Source organism: Pseudomonas chlororaphis (assembly GCA_001023535.1).
In the GTDB taxonomy this organism is placed as follows: Bacteria; Pseudomonadota; Gammaproteobacteria; order Pseudomonadales; family Pseudomonadaceae; genus Aquipseudomonas; species Aquipseudomonas chlororaphis_E.
Map to the genome: position 1 here is coordinate 1,707,444 of CP011020.1, position 18,989 is coordinate 1,726,432.

Annotated in this window: 15 protein-coding genes; 2 read left to right on the forward strand and 13 right to left on the reverse strand. The window is 63.0% G+C overall.

Features of this window, described 5'->3' with window-relative positions; translation table 11 throughout:
- Positions 1-39: 39 nt before the first annotated feature.
- From VM99_07285 to VM99_07305, 5 genes are all read right to left on the reverse strand, one after another.
- Positions 40-654, reverse strand: coding sequence for a hypothetical protein (locus VM99_07285; GenBank protein ID AKJ97873.1), 615 nt, complete (start codon positions 652-654; stop codon positions 40-42).
- Positions 651-1,223 carry an RNA polymerase sigma factor gene (locus VM99_07290; GenBank protein AKJ97874.1) on the reverse strand — a complete coding sequence of 191 codons (573 nt, stop codon included), beginning with the start codon at positions 1,221-1,223 and terminating at the stop codon, positions 651-653. Before VM99_07290 ends, VM99_07285 begins: the two co-directional genes overlap by 4 nt.
- Before the next feature lie 104 nt (positions 1,224-1,327).
- Complete coding sequence (locus VM99_07295) at positions 1,328-2,998, reverse strand: hypothetical protein (GenBank protein ID AKJ97875.1); 1,671 nt, start codon at positions 2,996-2,998, stop codon at positions 1,328-1,330.
- Positions 2,999-3,137: 139 nt separating this feature from the next.
- On the reverse strand, positions 3,138-3,719 hold the full coding sequence (locus tag VM99_07300) for a hypothetical protein (GenBank protein AKJ97876.1): 582 nt from the start codon (positions 3,717-3,719) through the stop codon (positions 3,138-3,140).
- Between the two features lie 175 nt (positions 3,720-3,894).
- Positions 3,895-4,896 carry a quinone oxidoreductase gene (locus VM99_07305; protein ID AKJ97877.1) on the reverse strand — a complete coding sequence of 334 codons (1,002 nt, stop codon included), beginning with the start codon at positions 4,894-4,896 and terminating at the stop codon, positions 3,895-3,897.
- Between the two features lie 107 nt (positions 4,897-5,003).
- On the opposite strand from VM99_07305, the gene VM99_07310 reads away from it, so the two are divergent.
- Positions 5,004-5,882, forward strand: coding sequence for a LysR family transcriptional regulator (locus VM99_07310; GenBank protein AKJ97878.1), 879 nt, complete (start codon positions 5,004-5,006; stop codon positions 5,880-5,882).
- A 35-nt stretch (positions 5,883-5,917) separates the two neighbouring features.
- On the opposite strand, the gene VM99_07315 is transcribed toward VM99_07310, so the two are convergent.
- Together VM99_07315 and VM99_07320 are read right to left on the reverse strand one after the other, a co-directional pair.
- Positions 5,918-7,231, reverse strand: a complete 1,314-nt coding sequence (locus VM99_07315) for an MFS transporter (protein ID AKJ97879.1) — start codon at positions 7,229-7,231, stop codon at positions 5,918-5,920.
- Between the two features lie 333 nt (positions 7,232-7,564).
- The gene (locus VM99_07320; protein ID AKJ97880.1) at positions 7,565-8,125 is read right to left on the reverse strand and encodes a PEBP family protein; all 561 of its coding nucleotides are present in this window, start codon (positions 8,123-8,125) and stop codon (positions 7,565-7,567) included.
- A gap of 138 nt (positions 8,126-8,263) precedes the next feature.
- Here VM99_07320 and VM99_07325 point away from each other — a divergent pair, with 138 nt between their 5' ends.
- On the forward strand, positions 8,264-9,796 hold the full coding sequence (locus VM99_07325) for a pyridine nucleotide-disulfide oxidoreductase (protein AKJ97881.1): 1,533 nt from the start codon (positions 8,264-8,266) through the stop codon (positions 9,794-9,796).
- A gap of 129 nt (positions 9,797-9,925) precedes the next feature.
- Here the strand turns inward: VM99_07325 and VM99_07330 are convergent, their stop codons facing one another.
- From VM99_07330 to VM99_07355, 6 genes are all read right to left on the reverse strand, one after another.
- Positions 9,926-10,432 carry a biofilm PGA synthesis protein PgaD gene (locus VM99_07330; GenBank protein ID AKJ97882.1) on the reverse strand — a complete coding sequence of 169 codons (507 nt, stop codon included), beginning with the start codon at positions 10,430-10,432 and terminating at the stop codon, positions 9,926-9,928.
- Positions 10,429-11,784 (reverse strand): N-glycosyltransferase, encoded by a 1,356-nt coding sequence (locus VM99_07335; protein AKJ97883.1) that lies wholly within the window; start codon positions 11,782-11,784, stop codon positions 10,429-10,431. The genes VM99_07330 and VM99_07335 overlap by 4 nt, the downstream gene beginning before the upstream one ends.
- Position 11,785: 1 nt before the next feature.
- A complete protein-coding gene (gene pgaB / locus VM99_07340) occupies positions 11,786-13,783 on the reverse strand; it encodes an outer membrane N-deacetylase (GenBank protein ID AKJ97884.1) in 1,998 nt (665 codons plus the stop codon).
- A gap of 12 nt (positions 13,784-13,795) precedes the next feature.
- Complete coding sequence (locus VM99_07345; protein ID AKJ97885.1) at positions 13,796-16,276, reverse strand: membrane protein; 2,481 nt, start codon at positions 16,274-16,276, stop codon at positions 13,796-13,798.
- Positions 16,277-16,516: 240 nt separating this feature from the next.
- The gene (locus VM99_07350) at positions 16,517-18,022 is read right to left on the reverse strand and encodes a hypothetical protein (GenBank protein AKJ97886.1); all 1,506 of its coding nucleotides are present in this window, start codon (positions 18,020-18,022) and stop codon (positions 16,517-16,519) included.
- Between the two features lie 158 nt (positions 18,023-18,180).
- On the reverse strand, positions 18,181-18,816 hold the full coding sequence (locus VM99_07355) for an NADH:ubiquinone oxidoreductase subunit N (GenBank protein ID AKJ97887.1): 636 nt from the start codon (positions 18,814-18,816) through the stop codon (positions 18,181-18,183).
- Positions 18,817-18,989: the final 173 nt, after the last annotated feature.

The following is an 18,989-nucleotide window of genomic DNA, read 5'->3' on the forward strand; positions in this document are numbered from 1 at the left end:
CCGACTGTGAAGCGATCCCGTTCTCGGGAGACCTGTCCCTCAACGCTTTTGCAACGCCTCCAGCCGGGCCGGCAAGTCTTCCTTGGGGAAGCGCTTGTGCAGTGCCAGCAGCTTCTCATCCGCCGCCTTGGTGTCCCCTGCCTGACGCAGGCGCAGTATTTCCTGCAAGCCTTGCTCCAGGGACGGTAGGGCAACGGCCGCGGACTTGCTCATCCGAGCCTTGGGCTCGTCCGCCAGCGATTGCACAGGGCTCGCCGGCGCTGGTGCCAGGGCCATTTCGGCCTGGGGGGCGATGCGGGCCATCGGCGCGGGGGCCGGCTTCGCGGGCGCTGCGGCCACGACGGGTGCCTGGCTTGCGGACTCATCCAGCGAGGCCGGCGCGGCCAGTTCTTGCTGGGGTACCGGCGAGCGCAGCACCAGGCCGATCATCAGCGCGACACCTGCCACCGTGGCGAACGCCATCTGCCAGCGCGGTCGTTGGCAGGCCAGCCACCAGCGCTTCCACAAACCAGGCCGGGGCGCGGGGGCTTCGCGCTGGGCGGTGGCCAGGATGAAGGCGTCCAGGGACGCGGGCGGCTCGCCGCGGGTGTGTTGGCGGAAATGCTCGATCAGCGCTTCGTCGGCGGGATCCGGGGTCTGTCGGGAATCGATCATGCGGGTACCTCCTCGGCCAGCAGGCGCTGCAACTTCTGCTGGGCGTAACGCAAACGGCTCTTTACCGTTTCCAACGGGACGCCGGTCAGAACGGCGATCTGCGGCAACTCAAGGTCGCCATGCAGGCGCAGCAGGAAGACCTCGCGCTGGTCCTCGGGCAAGGCTTGCAAAGCGGCCTCCAGGCGCGCCTGGTCGCGACTCAGGCTCAACTGTCGCTCGGGGCTGGCGGTGTCGTCGGGTTGGACGTGAAGCTGTTCGTCGTAGCTGTCATGCAGTGGATTATGAACGCCATGCTTGCGCCAGTGGTCGATCAGCCGATTACGGGCAATCTGGAACAACCAGGTACGAAAACTCGCCCGGCCCTGTGGCTGGGTCGCGCTGCGAATCAGGCTGAGCCAGGTGTCCTGGAACACTTCCTCGGCCAGTTCGGCCTTGTTGCTCAAGGATACGAGGAAACGGTACAGCCCCTGCCGATGCCGCGCATACAGGATCTCAAAACTGGCGCCATCACCGTTGCGGTAGCGGGTCAGCAACGATTCGTCGCTGACTGAGTCGATCGGGGTGGGCATTTGGGCGGCGGACTCCTTCCAATTGAAATGCGATCCTGCAAACAACACCGATCCTTTGTAGAAGCCGGACAAGCCCGGCTTCTACAGGTTGATACCATGACTCTTCAGGAGCCGCGCTTGACCTCGGGCTTGAGGCTCTGGGCGAGCTCGACCAGTTGCACGAACTCGGCGCGCAACCCGAACGGGTCGTCACCGCGGGCAGCACGGGCCAGTTGCGCGGTGTCCTTCAAACTCATCGACCCAGTGTAGCGCCCATCTCCCTTGAGCTGCTGCGCAAACGCCGCCACGGCCGCCGCGAACCGCAGGTCATCGCTGGCCTTGTCTTCGGCCTGCGCGCTGGCGATCGGGTGCTCGATCAGCCGGCTGCTGCCGCCTTCAGCGGGCTTGTAGCGCACACGCAGCATCGCCATTTCCCCGGACGTGCCTTCCTTCTTTGCCTGCGGGTTGGCATAGCGCAGCGGTTCCAACCAGCCCTTCTCGCCCTTGGGCACGATTTCGTAGAGCGCCGTGACCGTATGCCCGGCACCGATCTCGCCGGCATCGACCTTGTCGTTGTTGAAATCCTCACGCTTGAGCGCCCGGTTCTCATAGCCCAGCAAGCGGTACTCGCTGACTTGGGCGGGGTTGAACTCCACCTGCAACTTCACGTCCCGGGCCACCACGGTCAGGGTCGAGCTGAGCTGGTCCACCAACACTTTGCGCGCTTCGAGCAGGTTATCGATGTAGGCGTAGTTACCATCCCCCGCATCCGCCAGTTGCTCCATCAGGTGCTCGTTGTAGTTGTCCACGCCGAAACCCAGCGTGGTGAGGGAAATACCGCTCTTGCGCTGGTCCACGGCCATTTGCTTGAGGCTGTCGAAGTCGCTGATGCCAACGTTGAAGTCACCGTCAGTGGCCAGCAGGATGCGATTGATGCCGTTGTCGATGAAGCTCTCCCGCGCCATCTGGTAGGCCAGCTCGATGCCCGACGCCCCGGCGGTCGAACCACCGGCGTTCAATTGGTCGATGGCGTTGCGGAGGGTGGCCTTTTCACGACCCGACGTGGGCTTGAGCACCACTCGGGATTCGCCGGCATACACCACCAGGGACACCCGGTCCTGGTCGCGCAGTTGATCCACCAGCAGCTTCAGCGTGCTCTTGACCAGCGGCAAGCCTTCGCGGCGGTCCATGGAGCCGGAAACGTCCACCAGGAACACCAGGTTGGCCGGCGCCAGGTCAGCCACGGCGCGGTCGGATGCCTTGATGCCAATGCGCAGCAGCCGGGTGTGCGGGTTCCACGGCGACGGAGCCACTTCGGTGGTCACGCCAAAAGGCGAACCATCGGTGGGCAGCGCGTAGGTGTAGGGAAAGTAGTTGACCATTTCCTCCAGCCGCACCGCCCCTTCCGGCGGCAGGCTGCCCTGGTTGAGGAAACGGCGCACATTGGCGTAGCTGCCGGTGTCGACATCCACGCTGAAGGTCGAGACCGGCGTTTCGGCGACGCTGTGGACCGGGTTGTCCGGCAGTTTTTCATACTGTTCGCGCGGCTCGCTGCGGTAGTCCGGGGACATGGCATCACTCGCCACCATCGGCGAAGGCATCGGGGCTGGCGCGATCCTGTACTTGGCCACGGAGGGCTGCACGGCGGCGGCCTCGCGTTGCAGCTCGGGCTTGTCGGCCGCCGAGATGGGGCCGGCGCTCTCCCGTGACGACAACCCACAACCGGCCAGCGAAACCAATAAGGTCACGGCGAAGCCCTGGGCAGCAGGACGCAGGAAGGGGAATGGACGGGACATGGGCAGAACCTCGTGAGTGGATAATCCGTTCACAAGCTCAGACGAGGAGGATTTTCGGTTCGGGTTAAGGACGGCAAAATTTTTTGTGGGGTGAAACAGCAGCGCCTGGTCACCCAGGATGTCCAGGCGCAAGACGCGGCTAGCGAGACGGAATGGCTTGCAGATCATCGACGATAAAGCGGCTCAACACGCCGGTATAGTACCCCTCTACATCGGAGTTCCCCTTGTTGGTCAGCGCGCCCAGCATGCTCTTCATGTTTTGCATTTGCCCCATCGCCCCGGCCGGCATCAGTCCTTCACGAGCCTGGGCAAAGTGCAACACCTCGGCGCCGTCCTTCTTCACCTTGACCTGATAGCTGAAATCAACGCTGGCAAGGTACGTACCGTCGGCAACGATCTTGTTCATGAAGCCGCCCTGGGTGTCCTGGATGCGGCGCGCGTAAACGGTGTTCACGTCCAGCAGATAGTCCGCTGTTTCCCGGCTGGAGGCATAGCGATTGGCATCGAGCAGGCGCAGGACCAGATCGCTGTTCAATTGCTCGCGAACGGTTTCGTCAGGCAGGAAGCGTTCATTCTTGCCGACGACTTCAACGTTGAAGGTGTCGATCCAGTAGGTGGCTGTCTTGGGGATCGCGACCGGCGCGGGAGAAATGTAGTAATCAGGCGTGGAGGCACAGCCCGCCAGGAAGCAGAGGGCCAGGAATGTGGCGAGAAAACGCATATCAGGACTCGTCCTTGAAGAGTGGATTGTAAACGCGGCGGATTCTACGGAGTCTGGAGGGCTTCTCAAGCTGTTTACCGGACTGTGTTGCCAAGACGCTCCTCCCCAGAGGCCAGGGCCCCGGTCGTCAGGGATCGAGCTTTTCCTGGCACATGACCCGTAACGGGAGAGCCAATCATTCGGCGTCGATTTCCACCACCGTTTTCCCTTGCCCGCGCCCTTCGGCCACTTGCGCAAACGCGTCATTGACTTGGCCCAGGCCAAACCGCCGTGGATCGACCTTGATCCGCAGCTTCCCGGCCTCAACCAGCTTTGCCGCCTCCCGCAAAATCTGGCCATGGTGCTCGCGGCCTTTGCCGGCCAGCAAGGGCATCAAGGTGAAGACGCCGGAATAGCTCGCGCCACGAAACGACAATGGCGCCAGGCTATGTTGTCCCCAGCCCAGGCAACTGAGGACATGGCCGGTGTAGGTCTTCACCGCGTTGAACGACGCGTCCAGGGTCGAGCCGCCGACCGTGTCATACACGATGTCGAAGCCTTCGCCATTGGTGTGCAGGCGTACGTAGCTGTCGGTGTTCTCGGATCGGTAGTCAATGGCCGTCGCACCCAGCTCGCGAATGAAATCCAGGCTGCCGATCGAACCGGTGGCATACACCTGCGCACCTCGCGCCCTGGCAATCTGCACAGCCATTTGACCGACACCTCCCGCGCCACCATGAATCAGTACTTGCTGGCCGGCCCGGACGTTGGCCCGATCCACCAGCCCTTCCCAAGCCGTGATGAAGACCAGCGGCAGTGCCGCTGCTTCCCGCATGCTCAGTGAAGCGGGTTTGGGGGCGATCAGGCGAGCATCGACGACAATGTATTCGGCCAGGGCACCCTGGGCACCCCCGATACCGCCCGCCATGCCGAAGACCTCCTGGCCGGGAACAAAGTCATCCACGCCCTCGCCCAGCTCCAGCACCGTCCCGGCCAGGTCAATTCCCAATACAGCCGGCAGCGGCTGACGAGCATGGGCACCACCGCCTGTCGCGATCTTGGTGTCCAACGGATTTATCCCTACAGCTTGAACCTTGATCAGGACCTGTCCATTACCTGGAGCAGGCCGGGGAATGGAGCGCACGACCAGCGGCGCCTGGGCAACTTCGGCAATGGCAGCAGACATGGTGTTGTTCATGACGGGTAAACCTCCAATGAGTGGGTAGGTTTATAGTGCGAGCGCCGAAACATTCCGATAAGTAAGCAATAATGGATAGGATTTATTCCTCATAAAGGCCAAATCCCATGGATCTGTTCGAGGCAATGCGGGTGTTTGTACGGGTGGTGGAACGCGGCTCGTTCTCGGCCGTCGCCAGAGAACTGAACCTGGGTCAACCGGCGGTGAGCAAGCAGATCCGCGGATTGGAGAAACACCTGGGTGGGGCGCTGTTTGCTCGCAGCACCCGCCATCTGGCGCTGACCGACCAAGGCCAGCGCTTCTATGCCCAAAGCAAGGAAATCCTCGCCAGCCTGGACACTGCCCGGCTCAGTTTCGCCAGCGGACAGGAGCAGATCGCCGGCCCGCTGCGCGTGGCGGCGCCGGTGAGTTTCGGACGGTTATGCATTGCACCTTTGATCGGTGACTTCCTGGCGCGTCATCCACAGGTTCGGATCGACCTGAGGCTGAGCGATCAACAGGAGGACGTGCTGAAGGAAAATATCGACGTGGCCATTCGTATCGGCCAGGTCAAACACGAAGGGCTGGTGGCCGTGAAGCTCGGCGAGAGCACGCGCCAGGTGTATGCCTCCCCTACCTATTTGCAACGGCACGGCACGCCACTCGAACCGTCCGACCTGAGCCGCCATAACTGTCTGGGGTTTACCCTGCTGGAGCATTATGACGTCTGGCAGTTCGACCACCTTGGCGAGCCCCATCACGTGACGATCAAGGGCAACGTCACCAGCAACAGCAGCGAAGCGATCCGGGAAATGGTGCTTGCCGGCTTAGGGCTTTCGCTTTCGCCACACTGGTTGTTCGCCGCCGACGTTCGCCAGGGAACCGTGACCAACGTGCTTACCCAATATCTGCCAATGGCATTGCCCATCCATGCCGTCTTCAGCCAGGATCGACGCCGCTCGGCACGCACCCGGGCCTTCGTGGACTTCTTGCGTGAACGCCTTTGAAGGACGGCCACCCAACCTGCAGGCACCTGGGCAAACTAGGCATCACAGGCCAATGAGGGCTGCGCCGACGTCATGGGACGGCGCGAGAAATACATCGCCGCCGCGACGCCCACCGCCCCCATCACCACGCTATACCCCACGCACACCCACGGGCTCCACGGCACCAGCGCAATCAGCAGCAACGGCGTCATGCTGGCCCACAACGCATAGGCGATGTTGTAGGTGAACGAAATACCGGACACACGGATGTTCGCCGGGAACAGGCTGACCATCACCGAAGGCACCGCACCGACCACGCCACAGCCCAGGCCGGCGATGGCGTACGCCAGGCCCAGCCAGGCGCTGCCGCTGATCAGGCTGGCGTAGAGCACGGCGATGCCCAGAGGCAGCAACAGGCTGTAAAGCATGACGGTGCGCCAGGCACCGATGCGGTCGACGATGAGCCCGGCCAGGACGCAGCCGATGTTCAGGAAGACGATGCCCAGGCTGCTCAGGGCGAAGGTGTGGCCGGGGGTAAGGCCGAAGCTTTTCTGCATCACGGTGGGGGTGATGACCACGAACACCACCACGGCGGACGTCAGCACGCAGGTCAGGATGACAGCGGGCAGCAAGGCCTGGCGGTGCTCACGCAGGACCGTGCGCAACGGCAGTTCAGCCGACCCTTCGCGATTGGCCTGCAACGCCATGAAGATCGGCGTTTCGCTCAGCCAGCGGCGCAGCCAGACGCCGATCACGCCAAAGAGGCCGCCCAGCAGGAACGGCAGGCGCCAGGCGTAATCGAGAATCTCCTGCGGTGTGTAGATCCGCGCCAGCGCGGTGGCCGTCAGGGCGCCCAGCAAGTAACCGAACGTCAGCCCCGCCTGGAGGAAGCCCAGCGCGTAACCGCGATGATGCAGCGGCGCGTGCTCGGCCACGAACACCCAGGCGCTGGGAACTTCTCCGCCCACCGCCGCGCCCTGCAGGATGCGCAACGCCAACAATAGCAACGGGGCGAAATAACCGATTTGCGCGTAGGTCGGCATCACCCCGATGAGCAGGCAGGGCAAGGCCATCATCAGGATGCTCAGGCTGAACACCCGCTTGCGCCCCAGCCGATCAGCGAAGTGCGCCATGAGAATGCCGCCCAGGGGCCGGGCCAGGTAGCCGGTGGCAAAGATCCCGAAGCTTTGCAGCAAGCGCAGCCAATCGGGCATTTCCGGGGGAAAGAACAACTGGCTGAGGGTCAGGGCGAAGAACACGAAAATGATGAAGTCGTAGATTTCCAGCGCCCCGCCCAGGGCAGCGAGGCCTAGGGTCTTGTAGTCGGATCGGCTGAATCGCTCGCCTGGTAAATGAGTGTTGGCAGTCATGGGCAGATTTGAACAGTTGGGAAAGGGCGACGGCTCAGCTGTCGCGAGGGTCCACGGGTTGGGCCGGCGCGGCCTCTTCGACTTCGTCGGCCTCATCGGCGGGCAGGAAGTCCTTGCGGCTCTGGGCGATGGCCCGGCGTATTTCATCGCCCTTGGTAGGGCAGTTCTTGAGGCGGGCGATGCCGTCGGGTTTCTGCGTCATCGCCATCCTCCGGCATGAATGAACAGGGCCTCGATAGTGCTCGCTTTTGGCCCGTGATGCCAATGTTGAGGTTCGGGGGGCCGCTCTGGCCCCACGGTAAACTCCCTCGCCACAGGGTTCGTGCGGGCTGATCAGCGGTGGTAGCGCCGCACGACGCTGCTGTTGCGCAAGACATGGCCGTTGATTTTTTCCATCAACTGGGCGCGCGTCAGGCCCGCGGGCAAGGCATCCGGCGGCAGGTCCAGGGCGAAGAGCTGGATCAGGTAATGATGCGCGCTGTCACCAATGGGTGGGCACGGACCGATGTAGCCACGGGTGTTCTTGCTGTTGATGCCGCTCATGCCTTCCAGCGTGGCCTTGGTGCCGGCGCCGGCCGGAATCTGCCGCGTGGAGGCCTTGATGCCGTAATGGACCCAATGGTCGACGCCCTGGCCACGTTGACCGTCCGGGTCCAACATGACGATGGCATAGCTGAGGGTACCGGGCGGGCCGGCGTTCCAGCTCAGGGCCGGGGAAATGTTCTTGCCGCCACAGTTGTTGGCGTCGCTGGCCGCGGCGGCGGTGAAGAGGCGGTCGTCCGACACACCGGGGATGTTGAGCGTGAAGCGCTCTTCGGCCTGGGCAACGCCTTGTGCGCACAGCACCAGGGCGACGGCCGCCAGCCAGGGAGTCAGGGAGTTCAATCGGGTCATACCGGGCACCTTATGCGGATCAGGCCATGGACGGCCTGCGAACTATAGCCGCAGCGCCCATCCGGTTGCAGTGACAATTACGCTGAACCTCGTTCAGATCCTGAGACTCCAACGGCAAATGCCTGCCGGAGAACGACCATGCCTATGCATCAAGTCGCCCGCTTCGCCGATGTGCGCGAAGACCGCGGCCTCGAAGTCAAACTCGGTGAAACATCCATCCTGCTGCTGCGTTCAGGCGATCAGGTGCGGGCTTTCCAGGGCAAATGCCCGCACGCCGGCGCACCGCTGGCCAAAGGTGCGGTGTGCCATGGAAGGCTGATCTGCCCTTGGCACAAGGCGGCGTTTCGCCTCGAAGACGGCGCCCTGTGCGAACCGCCGGCCCTCGACAGCCTGGCCCGTTATCACGTCGAGGTGCGCGGCGCCGATGTCTGGGTCGACGACCAACCGCTGCCGGCCGATAAAATTCCGCCCGCCGACGACCCTCGCACCTTCGTCATCATCGGCGCCGGTGCAGCCGGCACGGCAGGCGCGGCGGCGTTGCGGGAGAAGGGATTTGGCGGCCGAATCCTGTTGATCGACCGAGAGGCCGAAGCCAGCTACGACCGCACGGTACTGAGCAAGTACGTGTTGGCCGGCGACATGGCCGTCAACGAGACAGTGCCGCTGCGCGATGAAACTTACTTCACGCAGCAACGCATCGAACGGCTCCATGGCGAGGTCACCCATCTTGACCCCCATGCCCGACAGATCCAGCTCGCAGACGGCCGGCGCCTGGGCTACGATGCCGCGCTCATTGCCACGGGCGGGGAGCCGAAGACGCCCGCGCTGCCCGGCATCGATCTGCCGCAGGTGTTCGTGCTGCGCTCGATCGCCCACGCCCGGCAGATTCTCGACACAGTCCGACCCGGGCAGCGGGCGGTGATCATCGGCGACAGTTTCATTGCCATGGAGGTCGCCTCCTCCCTGCGCAAACGCGAATTGGAGGTCACCGTCCTGGCCCGGCATCCGGTGCCCTTTGCCGCACAGTTGGGCGAAAGCGTCGGCAAGGCGATCCTCGCCCTGCACCAGGCCAATGGCGTGGTGTATCGCACCGACGGCGAAGCGGCCGGAATCGAGGGCGCGCACAAGGTCGAAGCCGTGGTGCTGGATAACGGCCAGCGCCTGGCCGCCGACCTGGTGATCATCGGTGTCGGCGTACGCCCCGCTACCGAACCGTTTGCCGACCTGCCACGGCAACAGGACCTGTCACTGAGCGTTGACGCGGGCATGCGGGTGACGGACGGATTGTGGGCCGTCGGCGATATCGCGACCTTTCCCCTCAGCGGTCAGCCCCAACGCATCGAACACTGGCGGCTGGCCCAGCAGCACGCGCGCATCGCTGCCGCGAACATGCTCGGTGGCGACGAGCATTACTTGGACGTGCCGTTCTTCTGGACCTATCACTTCGGCAAACGCTATGACTACCTCGGCCACGCCGAACACTGGGACGAGGTGGAATTCAAGGGCACGCCGGAACATCCCCCCTTCATCGCCCTGTTGGGCAAGAACGGCCTCGTGGCCGCGGCCGTGGCGTGCGACGAAGGCCGGGCCATGGCGGCATTGGCACAACGCATGAAACAACCGTTGCCGGTGGACGAGGCCTGGCGACTGGTGCGGGATTTTTCGTCGTAGGCCTGCCCACATCCACCCCAATCCCTGTGGGAGCGAGCTTGCTCGCGATAGCGGTGGGTCGGTCGACGTCAATATCGATGAGTCGTCCCCATCGCGAGCAAGCTCGCGCCCACCGTTTTGTAGCGTGTATCAGTGCACGGACTGATCGGCCGGCAGGTGGATGACCCGCGGCCGTTCCAGCGGGGCCAGGGGCGGTGGTTGCAGGTCAGGGCCGAGCAGGTGGAAATGCGGCACGACGTGGCTGATATCGCCGTCCTGATTGTTGTGGATGATCTTCGAGCCCGGCTGGCGCAGCGTTTCCAGGCGTTCGTCGGTCAACTTGAAGCTGTCGCTCAAGCCTTGGTCGTCCACCACCGGCGCCGGCAGCCGCCGCTGGGCAAAACTGCGGCTCTTGCGCTGCTGATACCGCGCCCAGGCGATCAGCAGCACCGCGTTGACCAGTGCGATCCAGCCATACACCTGCAAGGTCGCGAGGGTATCGACCAGCGAGCCGCCCAGGCGGGGGCCGGCGTGGCTGTCGAACAGCGGCCAGAGCCCGTTGACCAGCAGGTACAACAGCCCGACCCACGCCAGCACGGTAATGAACGCATCGATGAGCACCAGAAAAGGTCGCTGTCGGGTCCTGATAATTTTCATCGGATCACTTCCTCTTCCTGATCATCGAACGGCTTGATACCGCGGTCCGGGCTGACCCAGCGCGCCCGCTTCTGATGCTGGCCGAACAGCACTTTCGGAAAGCTCACCAAGGTCGTGAACAGGCTGATCAGCCAGAACACCAACGGGTACCAGACCACCCAGAACATGATGTGCCAAAGGCCTTTTTCGTAACGACGATCGATCAGGATGCTCACTCCGAATTGCATCAGGCACACCACCGCCAGCAGCAGCCCGGTGAAGGCTGGCGGCATGAGGTGATCGACGGCAATGGCCGCCGGCAACGCCACGAACTTGCCAACGCCCCAGAAGATCACCGACAACAGGAACGTGAAGGCCCAACCGGTGGACAGGCAGTATTCGAACAGCAACGGCCACAGGTAACGGTGCCGGTACTGCCAGATGCCACGGATGTTCTTGAACAGCACTTCGGCACCACCCTGGGCCCAGCGCAGGCGCTGCCGCCACAGGCCGCGCAGGGTTTCGGGCATGAGGATCCAGCACAGCGCACGGGGTTCGTAGAAGATGCTCCAGTGGTCCAGTTGCAGCTTCCAACTGATGTCGATGTCTTCGGTGATCATGTCCGGGCTCCAGTAGCCGACCCGGTGCAGGGCCGTGCGACGGAAGGCGACGATCACGCCGGAGACGGTGAAGATCCGCCCGAAAACCCGCTGGGTGCGCTTGATCAAGCCGATGATCGAGGAGAACTCACCGACCTGGACCCGGCCGATCAAGGTCGAGCGGGTGCGGATACGCGGGTTGCCGGTCACCGCGCCAAGGCGGGCGTTCTCCAACATCGGTGCCACCAGGTAGGCGCAGGTGTTGGGCGCCAGCAACGCGTCACCGTCGATGCACACCAGGTACTCACTGCGCGCCGCGATGGCCCCCATGCGCAGTGCCACGGCCTTGCCCTGGTTTTCCGCCAGGTGCAGCACGCGCAGGCGCGGGTCCTCGGCGGCCAGTTGGTCGAGCATCTGGGCGGTGTTGTCCTTCGAGCCGTCGTTGATGGCGATGACTTCGATGTTCGGATAATGCTGGCCCAGCGCAGCGTGAATCGTGTCGGCGACGTTGTCACCTTCGTTGAAGCACGGGATCAGGATGCTGATCAGCGGCTCGCCGGCCAGGGGCGGCGGCAAGGTGTCGTCCTGCCAGGGCCAGTGGCGCTCCCAGTGCAGCCAGAAATACAGGCCGCCGGCGATCCACAGCCCGGACATGAACAACGGATAGAAGAACACGAAGTCCATCAGGAATTGCCCGGTGACCAGGAAGATCAGGCCCAGGGGCACCCCAAGGACGATCGCCAGCACCAGCAGGGCGAGCAGTCTGTCGAGCATGTCAAGGATTCCACTTGTTGGAGAGCGCCGGCCGCACGGTTTTCACAGCGGGCTGGTCTTCGATGAAGTTGTCCGGGTAGTAGCCGAAACTGGTCACGCCCTGGCGCTTGAGGCGCCCCATCCAGTCGGCGAGCAGTTCGCCGTCGATGTCGGCCACCGGCTGGCTGTCCCAATCACGCGCCTGCAATTCGAACACGGTGCGCTTGAGGGCTCCGGGGCGGGACTTGACCGTCTGGACCAGGCGCTCCAGCCAGGGGCCGGATTGCTGGCGCGTTTGTTTTTCCATCAACGGCATGGCCATCGGCGCCGTCCAGTCGTAGGCATTGAGAAAGTCGTCGAGGTTCTGGGCAAACCAGGCTTCGCTCGAAGGGTTGAGCATCGGCTCGGCAAAGATATTGCGCGCCGTCAGAACCTGCGGGCCTCGAATCGCCCGGACCTTGGCGGTGAGTTCATGGGTGAAGTCGATCAGGTAACGGCTCTTGAAACGAGTCCAGCGCTGCATCGTCGCCGGGTCGTCCCGCAGGGCCGCCATGGACGTCGGCAAGCCGTTGGCCGCGTAGACTTTCAGCGCAGCGGGGCCGGCGTCCTCGAAGTCGGAGAACACCGCGTCGTCGTGATACAGGACCCCATCCAACGAGCTCATCCGCGCCAGGTCTTCGTAGATTTCGCCAATGACCTTGCGCACCGCCGGGTCGAACGGCGACAACCGTACGTACTGGTCCGCAGCGACCTCGGTCTTGCCGGTCTCGGGATTCCAACGCTGCACCCGCGGCAGTTTCGCGTCCAGGGCGAAACTGAGAACCGGCATCCAGGCGTAGACCTTGGCATTGGCCCGGGTGCGCAGTTGCCAGGCCACCCGGTCGAAAAGATCGGCCCGCACCGGCAGGTGACGGTTGGGGAAGTACAGCGAATGCACCAGGCCGTCGCCCTTCGGATCGGCGAAGGCCTGCAGGAACACCGTGTTGGCGCCCAAGTCGGAAATGCGCTGGATCAACTTGCCGACGTTGGCTTCCTGCTGCACCGGGTCCGGGTCGTAGACGTAATCGAGGTCGACATGGACCACGCGCATCGGGTCCATCGTCTGCACGGACACCACGCTCTCGGCGAAATGGGCGCCATCCGGGTCGGAAGCCACCAAAAAGCGCGGGCCGCTCATCAGGTTATCGAGGCTGTCGAGTCCATCCTCCAGGGTCAGGGCCATCTGATAGCCCTCGCTGCCAATCACCTGCAACGCAGTGCCGTCGGCTTCCCCGTAAGGCCAGACCCAGACCCGTGGGCTATAGCCGGTGACCTTGCGGATTTTTTCGGAAATGGCCACGACGTCCTTGCGCAAGCGCGCCTGGAAATCGGCCTCGGTTTCATAGCGACCGGTGGCGGGATCGTAGCGGCGGGTGGTCGCCGCCGGTTGCTGGTTGCCTTGCGGGTTGGCGAGTACGCCCTTGTGGTTGGCGTCGGTGTGGGCGGCGATTTCCACCAGGCCCGACTTCGACACTTCGCGAATCTGCTCCCAGGTCAGGAACTCGGAACGCTTGCGCGGCACCCCGGCGAAATCCACCGGTTGATCCAGCGGTGTGTCGACCCAGCTGCCGACCGGGGCCAGGATCGCCGGCCAGTTGTAGGCGCGCAAAATGGGCATGACGCGGGTGTAGAAACTCGAGTAACCGTCGTCGAAACTCAGCAGTACCGCACGCGGCGGCAGTTCAGGGCCACCATTGCGAGCGGTGATGATCTGGTCCACGGTCACCGGCTGGTAGTTGTTTTCCCGCAGCCAGGCCAGTTGCTCGATCAGTCGCTCGGTGCGCACCGCCACCAGGGCCTGGTCCGGGTCGAGGTCCTCGACGTCGTGGTAAGCGATGCCGAGCACGTGGTTCTTCGGCCACGGCGCATCGTTGGCGGCCACGGGACGTTGCGCGGGCGGCGTGAAGGCCGGGGCCTGCTGGGCACAAGCGCTGATCAGCAAGACCCCCAGCAGAAGGATGAATCGCGAAATGACAGGCATCTTCAAACTCTTCTAGAAGCGGTAGGTGAGGTCGACAAGCAGGCGCAGGTCGCTTTCGCGATCGCCGTCGTAAGGGCGGTTGAGCCAGCTCAGAGCGGCACCGGCCTCGACCACGTCGTTCCAGATGAAACGCTGGCCGTAGCTGAGCAATCCCGTGGCAACGGTGCTGTAGTCACGCTGGCTGTAGGCCCCCGCGCCGACCTGAAATTGCTGACTCCAGGTGGTTTCGTAACGGCGATACAGCACATGGTTGGCGAGCACCGTCGGCATGACGCTCAAGTCCGACTTGGGGTTGAAGTAGGGCACTTCGTTGGAACCACTGTTGCGGCTGGCCGCCACCTCCAGCCCCAGTTCCACTTGCAGGCGCGGCGCGCTGTAGAGGCCCTCGCGACCAGTCAACTGGGTCTCGAGGCGGTTATTGCCATCGCTGAAATGAGACGGGCTGACGGTCAGTCGCCACTCGCGGCTTTCATTGGCCCGCCAACGCACGAAACCACTGCCACCATTGGCCCGGACGCCGCTGTTGAGCGCTCGCAAGGGGGTGTTCGCCGAGAGGTAATCCAGGCTGCCGCCGTATTGCCAATGATCATTGACGTCCAGGGCCATCGCCAGGCGCGCGCCCTGTTTGTCGCCGGAGCCGTAGTCGTGGTTGGACACCTCGGCTTCCAGCGTCATGTCACGCGCGCGCCGCTCCACGCCCAGGCGTTGCCAGCGGTGATGGCCGGTGCCTTCCTCGAAATCACCGGTGGCGTAGCCGGTGCCGCCGAACAGCCGCCAGTCTTCGTCGATCGGCGGGCTGTAGAGCAGCGTTTCGATACCAAAGTCCCGGCTACCGGTGACGGCCCCCGCGTCACCGTTGCCGCCGCCATAACTCTTGCCGGTGTAGGCTTCGATACGCAGCTCGGCCATGTCGTGCACTTCACGCTGGCGTTGCAGGCGTTTGACGTGGGCATTTTCCGGGTAGCGCGCGACCACGTCGTCGGTCAGTGCATCCAATTGCCGCCACTCCTGCAAATCCATCGCGGCACGGGCCTGGGCAATTTCCAGGTCACGGTTGCGCGGGATCGTCGCCTCGATTTCCTTGAGCAGGCTTTCCGAACGGCGTGGCCAGTCACGGGCCTGGTACAGATCGGCCTGGGCCAGGCGCATGCCGGTGTTGCCGGGACCCTGGCTGACCAGATTTTCCAGGCGAGTCTCGGCCGAGGGCAGATCGGCCCCGTAAGTTCCGGCCTGGGCAGCCAACTGCTGGGCGTCCATCCATTCGTCGTTGGGGTTGCCGATCGGCAAGCCCTTGAGCTCGATGCGCGGGCGTTGGGACTTGGCCATGTCTTCGGCCAAGGCGCGGGCTTCTTCGGACTGCTCACTTTCCAGCAGCGCGTAGTAGAGCGCGGTGCTGTCTTCGAAGCGGTCCGCCGGATCGGCATCCGGCGCCGCGAGTATCCGTCGGTACAGGTCGACGGCGATCTCCGGCTCCCGCTGCTCCAGGTACGAGGAGGCCACCCAACGCAGGGCATAAGTCGGAATGCCCACCCCTTCGGCGAGCAGCTTCTGGTATTCGGTAATGACTTCAGCACGGCGGGCACGGGCATTGAGGGCGCCCATGCGGTCGATTCGCCAACGCACCACGTCGTCATGGGCCTCCGCCACCGGGGTCCAGGTGGCGAGCAGCTTGTCGTAGTCGGCCAGGGCGCGGTCGGCAATGACGAAGCGTTCCTGTTCGCCGCGGCTGGTCATGTCCGACAGGCGTACCCGTTCGGCCGCCACATCGCCTTCCAGGCGGCGCTGTATGCCCCGGTCGATCAACCCTGGTTGCAGGCGGGCCAGGCGCAGCGCCGGCTCGGGCAAACGCGCCCGTTGCAGGGCGACGATGTATTCGCGGGCGACTTCGGGGTTGTGGCCGGCGCGCGCGAAGGCCTGATCGTATTCGAACAACGCCTCGTGGGGATTGTTGGCCCGGGTCAGGGCGTAGCCCAGGGCCATTCGGCGCATCGGGTCCGCTGGCTTCGCTTGGACCAGAGCCCGGGCGCGGCTGACGGCTTCATCGGGTTTGCCGCCATCGGCCTGGGTCAGGGCCAGGCCCAGTTGCAGGTCCGGGTTCTGTGGGTCGATCCGCAACGCCTGGCGATACACCTGCGCCGCCGCGTCCCAGCGTTTGAGATTGCGATAGGCGCGGGCCGTTGCGCTCAGTGCCTGGACCGGCAGGTCGCGATAACGACCTTGGGTTTCATAGACGTCGACCACCTCGGCATCGAGGCCGGCCCAACTGGCGATCTGCAGATGATCACTGATTTGCCCGGCGCTGGCCTGGCCGGCCGGAACCTGGCGCAACACGGTCAAGGCGGGCGTGTAGTGACCCGCTCGGGCATCGAGCACCTTCTGGTCATAAGCCGTGTCGGCAAACGCGAGCATCGGCCAGCACAATTGACCGCACAGCGCCATGCGAAACAGCGGGCGTAAACCACGTTGAATAAAGGGACCCACGGTACGCGGCATTCGTCAGCATCCTTACATGGCCAGCCGGGTCGCAGTGCCCCCTTGCCCATCAAACAGGAAGCCGGATCAAAGGAATCCAGCCAAGCTCTAATGGGCTTAGTTTTGCACTGTCCGAGCGGTCATCTTTCGCAACGCCACAATTCTTCAGAATCGATACAGATTTCAACGAAGGTTTCGCGGGCGAAAAAAAACCGGCCCGTGCGCAGTGCACGGGCCGGCCTGGATGCAGCGCGAGGCGGTTTACTGGACCGCGACGCCACCGCCAATCTGATTCATCACAAACGCGGTGAATTGCTCCACTGTCATCTTCTGACCGTTGAAATCAACCTGATTGTTGGCGTAGTGCAGCTTGGTCACCACGTCATTGCCATCAAGCGTCGCCAGCTGCGTGCCAACGGCCATGGCACTGAACATATCGCTGGTGGCGGTGGCCTGGTCGGCGATCATCTTGGCATCCGTCTGGCCTTCCATCTGGGCCTGAACAGTGATCAGGTCCGCCAGCATCGGCTTGGACACCTTGAGGTTGAACTCCAGCAGGGCGAGCAGTTGGCGGCCCAGCTCATCAGGCGGCAGGTCCATGGATTGCGGCTTGGCCAGGTCGACGACCAGGCTCGCACGGCTTTCACCGTTGGCGGTACTGAACGACAGGTTCTCCAAAGCGATTTGCGGGGCGCCGGCCAGGATCCTCTCCAGATCGGCTTTGACCTGCGCTTCCTCGGCTTCAGTCAGGTTCAACTCAGGCGTTGGCTCGCCGGCAGCAGCGGCTTCAGCGGCGGCTTTCTCGTAGGGTTGCAGCTTGGTCTGGTAGATCTGCATCAGCGACATCGTGGCCGGAATGTCCAGGTTCTTCAGGCTCACAGCCATCTGCGCAGCACCGATGGTCTTGTCGTTGTACGACAGCTCACCGATCTTGTAGTCGGCGCGCCCGGAGGCACTGGTGCCGTTTTCGGAGCTGCTGTTCTTCATCTCCAGGTTTTTCAGGCCCAGCACCGACTTCGGCTCGCCAAAGGTGGACTTGATGTTGCTCAGCAATACGGTGTTGTCACCCATGTAGTAGCCATAGGTGCTTTTGCTCAGATTGCTGGCCAGCGTCAGGCCGTTTACCTCGACGTGCACCGGTGTCTGGTCTTCGCTGACCGTGGTCAGCTTGATGCTGTCCATGTAGCCGTCAGCCTTGACCTTCTGCCCTTGGGCACTGGCGGCCATATCGATTTTCAGGCCAGAGAAGATCAGCTGGGTTTTCTCATCCAGCTTGGTGTCCAGCGGCAACAGTTCATAGGTGCCGTTGAAGGACTCGTCATAACCCAGGTTGGTCACGCCCTTGAGCGGCGACTTGCCCTGGGTGGCAGCGAACCACTTTTCAGTCAGCGGGTTGGGCTCCAGCTCGGTATGGCTGGTGGCCATGACTGGCAACCACTTGAGCGTTACCAAACGCGAGAACGGGATTGGACCGTGTTCGATCTTGTCGACGAGCAGCAGCTCGACCGGCTCACCACCAAACACCTCGCCCTCACCCTTGAGACGATAGTGAGCGGTGCTGCTGAACGTGCCACGTTCCATGGAAACCAGCTCCAGGACGGCGGTGCTATTGGAACCTGCCATGGCCGTTTGCATTTGCTTGTTGCTGTCGACAATCGCTTTTTGCAGCACGCCTTCGAGCTTGGTGCCGGTGTACCACGCGCCTCCCGCGCTGATCGCACCGACCGCCACGACGATACCCAGAAGTACGCTTGCTGATTTATTCATGAGTGACCCGATTGATATCCATGGTTGAAGAAAGCCGTCGTCTTCCCTGACCCGCAAAGGGGTGTGGCTCGACGCCGTGAAGTGGAGGGGAGATTACCATCACGCAGGCCTTCGGGCCCAATGTTTAAAGGGGTAAAAACCTGTTCTTGAGAGGTGGTCTACGAATATTGGACTTCAATTTCGTCGAGTTGATGGTCGAAGGTCTTGAGCCGGGCGCTCCATGTGTAGACCAGCACTTCGAAATCACGGTTGATCACCGCGGCGCCAGATGAGTCAGCCCGCGAGTCGCAGAAATCCAGCTGGTAGCGCTCCCGGGCCATGGCGTTAGCGACATCACACAGCTCACGTGCGTTATTGAGCCAATGCCAACCGTCCTGGGTGACTTGCTTGTCCAAGGCGGCGCATTGGACCTTCAGGGCTTCGAGACTCTTTTCCAGCGGAGTGCCGGTGAGCTCTCCCATGACCTCCTGAAAAGTGCGGCCCGGCTGCCAGTAGCTGCCCCAGAAGTATCGGTCGAACACTGTTTCCACTCGCCGCAGCGCCACCTTGGTGTCCCAGATCAGCACCAGGGTCTTGCCTTGCTCAAGGTGTTTTTTCTTGATGCGTTGGCCTTGCAAGGATGCCCAGGCCACGGTTGCGATGGAGATCACACCGATCAACGCCGCCGCGCTGTCCAGGAAGAGCAGCGCCTTGTCGATCTGGTGAGTGAGCATGACGCCATAGAAGTAGGTGGCCGAGAGCAGCAACAACGCCGCAATCGCGCACCAGAAGCCAGGAGCATAAGGGTTTTTCATTATTGGAATCCCCATGACCAGTGACGTCGCGGGCCCTTGGTTCGAGGTACCCCGACTATCACAGCATAGCAACGGCAACGGGGTTTGCCGGGGCATCACGGACAATCAGCGCTTGATCCGATTACCGGCCCAAAACGACAAAACCCCTGTCTGCGTCAGCAGACAGGGGTTTT

What these genes read in the sequence shown, in the direction of transcription:
- VM99_07285 (AKJ97873.1), bottom strand. Translation starts at nt 654, where the DNA reads ATGATCGATTCCCGACAGACCCCGGATCCCGCCGACGAAGCGCTGATC.
- VM99_07290 (AKJ97874.1), bottom strand. Translation starts at nt 1,223, where the DNA reads ATGCCCACCCCGATCGACTCAGTCAGCGACGAATCGTTGCTGACCCGC.
- VM99_07295 (AKJ97875.1), bottom strand. Translation starts at nt 2,998, where the DNA reads ATGTCCCGTCCATTCCCCTTCCTGCGTCCTGCTGCCCAGGGCTTCGCC.
- VM99_07300 (AKJ97876.1), bottom strand. Translation starts at nt 3,719, where the DNA reads ATGCGTTTTCTCGCCACATTCCTGGCCCTCTGCTTCCTGGCGGGCTGT.
- VM99_07305 (AKJ97877.1), bottom strand. Translation starts at nt 4,896, where the DNA reads ATGAACAACACCATGTCTGCTGCCATTGCCGAAGTTGCCCAGGCGCCG.
- VM99_07310 (AKJ97878.1), top strand. Translation starts at nt 5,004, where the DNA reads ATGGATCTGTTCGAGGCAATGCGGGTGTTTGTACGGGTGGTGGAACGC.
- VM99_07315 (AKJ97879.1), bottom strand. Translation starts at nt 7,231, where the DNA reads ATGACTGCCAACACTCATTTACCAGGCGAGCGATTCAGCCGATCCGAC.
- VM99_07320 (AKJ97880.1), bottom strand. Translation starts at nt 8,125, where the DNA reads ATGACCCGATTGAACTCCCTGACTCCCTGGCTGGCGGCCGTCGCCCTG.
- VM99_07325 (AKJ97881.1), top strand. Translation starts at nt 8,264, where the DNA reads ATGCCTATGCATCAAGTCGCCCGCTTCGCCGATGTGCGCGAAGACCGC.
- VM99_07330 (AKJ97882.1), bottom strand. Translation starts at nt 10,432, where the DNA reads ATGAAAATTATCAGGACCCGACAGCGACCTTTTCTGGTGCTCATCGAT.
- VM99_07335 (AKJ97883.1), bottom strand. Translation starts at nt 11,784, where the DNA reads ATGCTCGACAGACTGCTCGCCCTGCTGGTGCTGGCGATCGTCCTTGGG.
- pgaB (AKJ97884.1), bottom strand. Translation starts at nt 13,783, where the DNA reads ATGCCTGTCATTTCGCGATTCATCCTTCTGCTGGGGGTCTTGCTGATC.
- VM99_07345 (AKJ97885.1), bottom strand. Translation starts at nt 16,276, where the DNA reads ATGCCGCGTACCGTGGGTCCCTTTATTCAACGTGGTTTACGCCCGCTG.
- VM99_07350 (AKJ97886.1), bottom strand. Translation starts at nt 18,022, where the DNA reads ATGAATAAATCAGCAAGCGTACTTCTGGGTATCGTCGTGGCGGTCGGT.
- VM99_07355 (AKJ97887.1), bottom strand. Translation starts at nt 18,816, where the DNA reads ATGAAAAACCCTTATGCTCCTGGCTTCTGGTGCGCGATTGCGGCGTTG.